This window comes from Mesorhizobium sp. WSM4828, from assembly GCF_055811175.1.
Genome location: NZ_JBVVQK010000032.1, coordinates 56,830 through 62,829, shown reverse-complemented (window position 1 = coordinate 62,829; position 6,000 = coordinate 56,830). Strand labels below are relative to the sequence as shown.

Sequence of the window (6,000 nt, the reverse complement as noted above, 5' to 3'; positions counted from 1 at the left end):
GTCGTACCGGGAATCTCGGCCAAGTTGGCTGCCCTTGCGGCAGCGCTCCTGCCTTCCGCAGCGCTGCTGCCCCTGGTAGGCCGGCTACAACGCGGCGGCAATGATCAATGTCCTTGCGGTTCAGGTATGAAGTTCAAGAAATGCTGCGGTACCCGCCAGATTCAGCTACGCCGGGGCCCTCGGGGAATTAGCCCCTGAAGGACCAGCACGCCCGCTCGCTATTTCAGAAGTCGCCGATGGTCTTGGCAACGACCAAACGCTTTCCACCTGAACCGTTGCTGCGCTCGTGCATGAAGTCCCTCTCGGCCAGCGAGACAAAAGCCAAACCTTCCAGACCTACCGCCCTCCAAGTGACCGCCATCTCGGCATGGCCAGCGCTCGTTCATCTACTCGACTCTTCGAGTCACAGACGGCTCAGCACGGTCACTGCCGACGATGCAGCCTGCCAGCGAATGGAACCGGGTACAGCAGCCCATGTCCGATTCTGATGCCAACAAAGCCATCGTCCGCCGCTATTTCGATATGTTCAATTCCGGTGATCTGACCCAGCTCGCCGACATTGTTTCGCAGGACTATGGTGACAAGCTGAATGAACAATCCTCCGGCATCGACGTCATCCGTGGCTATCTCGAGGGCCTGAAATCCAGCTTTCCCAATTTCACTTGGCCTTGTCGACCAGCGCCCGTAGTGCCGAGACGTCATGCAGCAATAACCTGCTGCCGCGCTTTTCGATCAGGCCTCTCTTGGCGAGGTCGCTCATTTCGCGCGAGACCGCTTCCCTGTGCGTGCTCATCGTTGCCGCCAGCTCGGAATGCGTCGGTGCCGGGCTTATGGAGACCTCGCCGTCCACGAGTGCGGCTTTCTCCGCCCGATGCAGGAGCTCGACGATCAGCCGTTTTCGCACGACCAGAGTGCTGTATTCGAATACCCGCTCGGTCATCCGCCGGAGCTGGGCAGACAGATGCTCAAGCAGCATCCAGGCAAAAGTCGGGTGGGTCATCACGATATCCCGGAATGCTGTGCCGGACAGCCGTGCAGCGCGGGTTGCCTCCAGCGCGACTACGCTGGCAGAGCGTGCAATCCCGTCAATGCCTCCGAGCTCCCCGAAAATGTCACCCGGTTCGACATCGCGATACGCTATCTCCCTGCCGTCCGCTGAAACCAGTGTCACGCGAGCCCGTCCTTCCAGCAGGAAGAAGACATCGCGACCAGTGTCGCCGTGGGAAATGATTAGCTCGTTGTGTCGATAGCTGCGCTCGTGCCACCGTTTGGTCAGCGCGGCGAGGTCGGCATCGCAAAGTCTTGAGATGAAGGCCAGAGAGCCTGTCACAACGGTCCTTGTTCAATCAAGGGTCCTTGTTCAATCAAGTGAACTTCACCTTACTCCCTATCCAAGGAAATTTTATGGCCGCAGGCCCCGCTTTCCGGGATGCAAACTGGGGGCGGATTTCGCCAATGTTTTCCCCGGTGTGGGAATTCCCACAGCCGAGCCTGTTCGACTGTCATATCTTTGTTGCACGTCAGGCCCGCCGGCTCGTGTGCAAGCCGGCGAAGGGAAAGGGAACAGTCATGAAATTCTTGGCTCCCGTCACAAAACTTGCTGCGGGGTTTCGCAAATTCGTCGCGCCGCGCTACCGCCCGGAGCTTTATTACATGCGTGGCCCGGGGCCAGCCACCGCCCGCCGTATGGGCACGCCGCGGCAAAACCAATCCATCGACCACTACGTCTAATTTGCCTCGCGGACGGCTGACGCTCTCGCCCGGAGTGCCGTTCGCGCCGTTCCGTACCGGTCAATTCAGATCAATGAAGGGACGATCTGATCATGGTTATAATTCATGCTGCCGCCATTGGTCCATTTCGCAGGTGGTTACGCCTCCGCGCCGAGCGAAAAGCTCTCCTGTCGGCAACGGACCAGTTGAGCCGTTTACCCGATGACGTTCTTGGCGACGTCGGCATCTCACGTGACGAAATCATGTGCGCTTTGCGAAGCCGCGCCATCCGTCATGGGGAGGCAGGCGCGGCCGGCACGATGATCGAGCGCACCAGGATCGCTTCGGCCTCGATCCCGAAACGGTTGGCCGCCGGCGGTGGCCAAGCCTCGGCCGAGATCCCCTTTGGGAAGAAGACGTGTAACCGGCGCCGCATTCCAACGCCTCCGCTCGTCTATTGAAGGCTTCGCGCCTCCGTCGGTTCTTCCCGGCCCCACGGCTAACAGAAACTACCGAGGCTCTGGTCGACGCTGGATGACAGTTCCGGGGCAGATCAGGGCGATTCAAACCGACCTCTAAGCAGCGTCTGGAGACAGCCTTTCAGCATCGGAATCTTATAACCGCTTACTCGAAAGGAAGACGGGCATCCGTCTGAATTTCGCATAGTGTGCCGGAAGTTACTCACCCGCCGTATTAGCATTAATGAGGCGCTCCAGAGTAGCGAAGTCCTTAAGCTCTCGGTAGGGCGTCACATCAAGGTCTGCCGGTACCTTGCTAAGCTTCTCTTCATCAATTGGTTTTTCGTTCCGTTTCATCAACGATTGGTACGTTTTCCACGAAACGCCGGCGGCTTTGACGGCATCGCGTTCAGCGCGAACTGCTATTTGATGCGCATGAAGGTAATGAAGCCCAAGCTTGTCCAGAAGGGCCTTTTCCACGACCTCATGCGTCAGCAAAAATGGTGCGAGCCGCACCGTACGGCCTTTCCAAGGGATTGTTCGTGGCAGATGCCGGTCGATGTAAATCGTGCCTCCGTCTTTGCTGTAGCCTGCAATGTATGGGATGTCGAAGCCGTGGTTGACTTCCACCCGCCGGTGCAAGGCCAGGACAACATCGCCGAGCACCGCGTCGTCAATATCTTCGGAGCTGTGTCGGACTTCATCTTCCAGTTTCATTGTGATTCCCATCCTGTCTAAGCAGTCTGTGCCGCCCGGAACTGGGTTGACGCAGATTGGTTCCTCACGTCGTAGGCTTGCACACTACTCTGGTCGCCGAAATCGCGCTCATCCTATCTCGACTAAACCGCGAAGGAACCGCAATGGACATCGCCGGCGCCCGCCGGCCTTGGCAGTTATCTTAAACTTCCCCCGATCGCGCCGCACTTCTTCAGCTACACCAACGCCAGCTTTCCCGTACGCAGTGACCTCGCATGGCCTCAGGGAAGGCGCATGGGGCGCGGCAAACCGGAACAGCGACCGAACCTGAAAACGGGGTCGGATTCCGGGCGCGTACTGCTACGCTGAAGCTACGCAGGACCGGGCTCTCGTAAACCGAACTCCGGCTTCGCCAGGCTACGCCGGGATTTCGGCCATCCGGCTTCCATCCCTCGCGCAAGCACGCCTTTCGGGCCGTGACCTGAACGGGCCACAGGCCCGTATAACCTTTTCTCTTTTGATCCGGGGCTGCCGCCCCCTGCCGTCAAGGCCGGGCGCTATTCGCGTGAAAATCAAAGGCCTGGTCCTCACTCCGCTGCGGGCCGCACCACCCTTTGATTTTCAGCCTTGACCGCATTCCACCCGCTCATTGGCGCGGGGCCTAGTCCGGTTGCAGCAGCAGCTGCTGCGCAACCGTAAAGCTAGGAGGAAAGACCAATGACAGCAGATGTTTATGAGAGAGTTACGGCGACGATTGTTGATGAGCTGGAGAAGGGCGTGCGCCCGTGGCTGAAGCCGTGGAACGTGGAGCACGCCGCGGGGCGGATTTCGCGGCCCTTGCGCCATAACGGCGTGCCCTATCAGGGTATCAACGTCATCATGCTGTGGTCGGCAGCCATGGCGCAGGGCTTTGCCGCGCCGATCTGGATGACCTTCAAACAAGCGCAGGAGATGAGCGCACATGTCCGCAAGGGCGAGAAGGGCAATCTTGTCGTTTATGCCGACCGTATCCGCAGGACACAGAAGGACGAAGCGACCGGCGAGGAGCAGGAGCGGGATATCCCGTTTATGAAGGGCTACACTGTCTTTAATGTCGAGCAGATCGAAGGCCTACCGGCGCAATTCTATGCCCGGGCGGAACAGCGCCTCGATCCGGTAGCACGCATCGAGCACGCAGAAACTTTCTTCGCCGGGCTGCGCGCCGATATCCGCCACGGCGGCAATCAGGCCTATTACAGCATGGGCAGCGACCATGTGCAGATGCCGCCGTTCGAGACCTTCCGCAATGCCGAAAGCTATTACGCAACGCTGGCGCACGAGTGCACGCACTGGACGCGCCACCCCTCGCGACTGGAGCGGGATTTTGGCCGCAAGCGCTGGGGCGATGAAGGCTACGCGATGGAAGAACTCGTTGCTGAACTTGCTTCGGCCTTCCTGTCCGCCGATCTCGACCTGACGCCCGAAACGCGGCCCGACCATGCCGCCTATATCGGCTCATGGCTGAAAGTGCTTAAGAACGACAAGCGGGCGATCTTCACCGCAGCCAGCCACGCGCAGCGCGCCGCGGATTTTCTTCACGGCTTGCAGGAAGAAGCCCGCTTGCTGGAGGCCGCGGAATGAAGCCGCCCGAGACCATCATCATCGGGGGACGCACCTATAGCTGGCGCGTCATCCTCGATATGCGGCGATAACAGCTTGACGCATGGAAGGCTGCCCAGCCCGAGCGGCCCGCTCTTTGACCTGAAGCAGGACCAGCCCGGAAGCGGAGCGAAGCGCCGCACGGCGCTATCAGGGAGGCCTGCTTGTGCTGATGCAGGATCGCCAGCGATGAGCGATGCGAGAAATTTTTCCGCGCCCGCCGGCGACACCGGCGGGCGCGGGATTTGGGCGGGCGTTCGGCGCCGCGGGCGCCTCGCGGGAAAAACCGGGATTTCGCCACGCCCGCTGGTGAGCGGGCGCGGCCAGGTTTAGCGCGGCCCGGCAGGCGGCTTAGGCTTCGAAAGTGCCTGAGGCTGATTGCCGGCCTGCTCGCGCTAGGGACAGACCGGCGAATTCACGAGGGCATGCGCGTGCGCATCGATCTGAACGCAATCTTCGGCATCGGCAGCAGCCTCGGGTTCTGGCCGGCTTCGCCGCCCACGCTGTCGATCTGGACAAGCCGTTCTTGAGCCAAACCGGCTATCGCAAGCTTGCTCGGCATTCATGCCGATCCGGCACCGGGCCTCGTGCCTGGAGAATTCGCGAGCAGAGTCATTGCCGGCTATGTCAGAAGCGGGCTCAAGGGCAGCTGAAACCATCGAAGCCCGCTACCGCGAACGCGCCTCGTAGAAGGCTATCGCGGCGCAGTGCCGCAAGACGGGCGGTGCGGTCACGGACAAAGGTCGGGTTCCTATGCCAACCTGCCGTTTTCGCCGTGCAGGGCAGTTCTCGAACGTCCGCAAAAAGGCATTTAGGATTTGGCGACGGCATTTCGTTGTTCCTGCCGTTCAGCAGAAAGCATCGGCAGAATTGGTCGAGGGTACAGTCAAAAAATTCAGGATCGACATCGCATTCGATGGCCCTTGGCACGCTTCTGACTTCTGGCTGTCCTCGATCTGCATGAGCGGAAGGGTAATTTCCCCCATGGAAATCTCTCGAGTCAATTTCGGCGGCGTCAGGTGGGAGAAATAGTCTCGGCAGACGTCATCGATCGGGTTAATGGCCTTACCACCATACTGAGCCATCAAAAGCAGTGCCGTGTTTATGCCGGGGCTACCACCTCCAGTCTGGAGCCTAGCAAGCCGCCCGACTGGTTCAACCTTCCGTCACGGCCGGGCAGGGGGAGGGCGTGCGAAAGGGTTGGTACGACCTAATAAATGGTCAGGCGTCGAGTCAGTAGAGCGCTACCGCCTTTCGCCACATCCGCGTTACCTACTTCGTTGCTGCGGGTGAAGCGCCAGCTGGCTCCCCATTTGAGCACATACTGCGGAACGAGTATCCCAAAGGCTATGATCGAAACGCACTCGCGTTGTTGACGGGCTCGGCGGGAAAGCAACGACGCAATAGCAATCGTGTTGTATGGGTGTAATCTCTAAGTATCGATAAGAGGTAACTATCGATAGTGAGAAAGACGCCAGAGAAAATCCCCTGCAAGTCA

7 protein-coding genes are annotated in these 6,000 nt (G+C 59.7%); 3 read left to right on the top strand and 4 right to left on the bottom strand.

Annotated features, from left to right (window positions below; all coding sequences use genetic code 11):
• A partial coding sequence (locus AC0L2X_RS27395) for an SEC-C metal-binding domain-containing protein (RefSeq protein ID WP_473600689.1) occupies positions 1–198 on the top strand: 198 nt, incomplete at its 5' end.
• A gap of 460 nt (positions 199–658) precedes the next feature.
• Here the strand turns inward: AC0L2X_RS27395 and AC0L2X_RS27390 are convergent.
• Positions 659–1,330: a Crp/Fnr family transcriptional regulator gene (locus AC0L2X_RS27390; protein WP_473562065.1), complete on the bottom strand. Its 672-nt coding sequence runs from the start codon at positions 1,328–1,330 to the stop codon at positions 659–661.
• Positions 1,331–1,404: 74 nt separating this feature from the next.
• Here AC0L2X_RS27390 and AC0L2X_RS27385 point away from each other — a divergent pair, with 74 nt between their 5' ends.
• A complete protein-coding gene (locus tag AC0L2X_RS27385; RefSeq protein WP_473600690.1) occupies positions 1,405–1,731 on the top strand; it encodes a hypothetical protein in 327 nt (108 codons plus the stop codon).
• A 271-nt stretch (positions 1,732–2,002) separates the two neighbouring features.
• On the opposite strand, the gene AC0L2X_RS27380 is transcribed toward AC0L2X_RS27385, so the two are convergent.
• Entirely contained in the window at positions 2,003–2,146 is a 144-nt protein-coding gene (locus AC0L2X_RS27380) for a hypothetical protein (RefSeq protein ID WP_473600688.1), read from the bottom strand.
• Between the two features lie 241 nt (positions 2,147–2,387).
• On the bottom strand, positions 2,388–2,885 hold the full coding sequence (locus AC0L2X_RS27375; RefSeq protein ID WP_352864891.1) for a hypothetical protein: 498 nt from the start codon (positions 2,883–2,885) through the stop codon (positions 2,388–2,390).
• A gap of 696 nt (positions 2,886–3,581) precedes the next feature.
• On the opposite strand from AC0L2X_RS27375, the gene AC0L2X_RS27370 reads away from it, so the two are divergent.
• Complete coding sequence (locus AC0L2X_RS27370; RefSeq protein WP_473562067.1) at positions 3,582–4,484, top strand: ArdC family protein; 903 nt, start codon at positions 3,582–3,584, stop codon at positions 4,482–4,484.
• Between the two features lie 866 nt (positions 4,485–5,350).
• Here AC0L2X_RS27370 and AC0L2X_RS27365 read toward each other — a convergent pair.
• Positions 5,351–5,608 carry a pyocin activator PrtN family protein gene (locus tag AC0L2X_RS27365; protein WP_473562084.1) on the bottom strand — a complete coding sequence of 86 codons (258 nt, stop codon included), beginning with the start codon at positions 5,606–5,608 and terminating at the stop codon, positions 5,351–5,353.
• Positions 5,609–6,000 lie beyond the last annotated feature (392 nt).

Coding starts and splice junctions, on each gene's coding strand:
- AC0L2X_RS27385 (WP_473600690.1), top strand. CDS start 1,405: ATGGCCGCAGGCCCCGCTTTCCGGGATGCAAACTGGGGGCGGATTTCG.
- AC0L2X_RS27375 (WP_352864891.1), bottom strand. CDS start 2,885: ATGAAACTGGAAGATGAAGTCCGACACAGCTCCGAAGATATTGACGAC.
- AC0L2X_RS27370 (WP_473562067.1), top strand. CDS start 3,582: ATGACAGCAGATGTTTATGAGAGAGTTACGGCGACGATTGTTGATGAG.
- AC0L2X_RS27380 (WP_473600688.1), bottom strand. CDS start 2,146: ATGCGGCGCCGGTTACACGTCTTCTTCCCAAAGGGGATCTCGGCCGAG.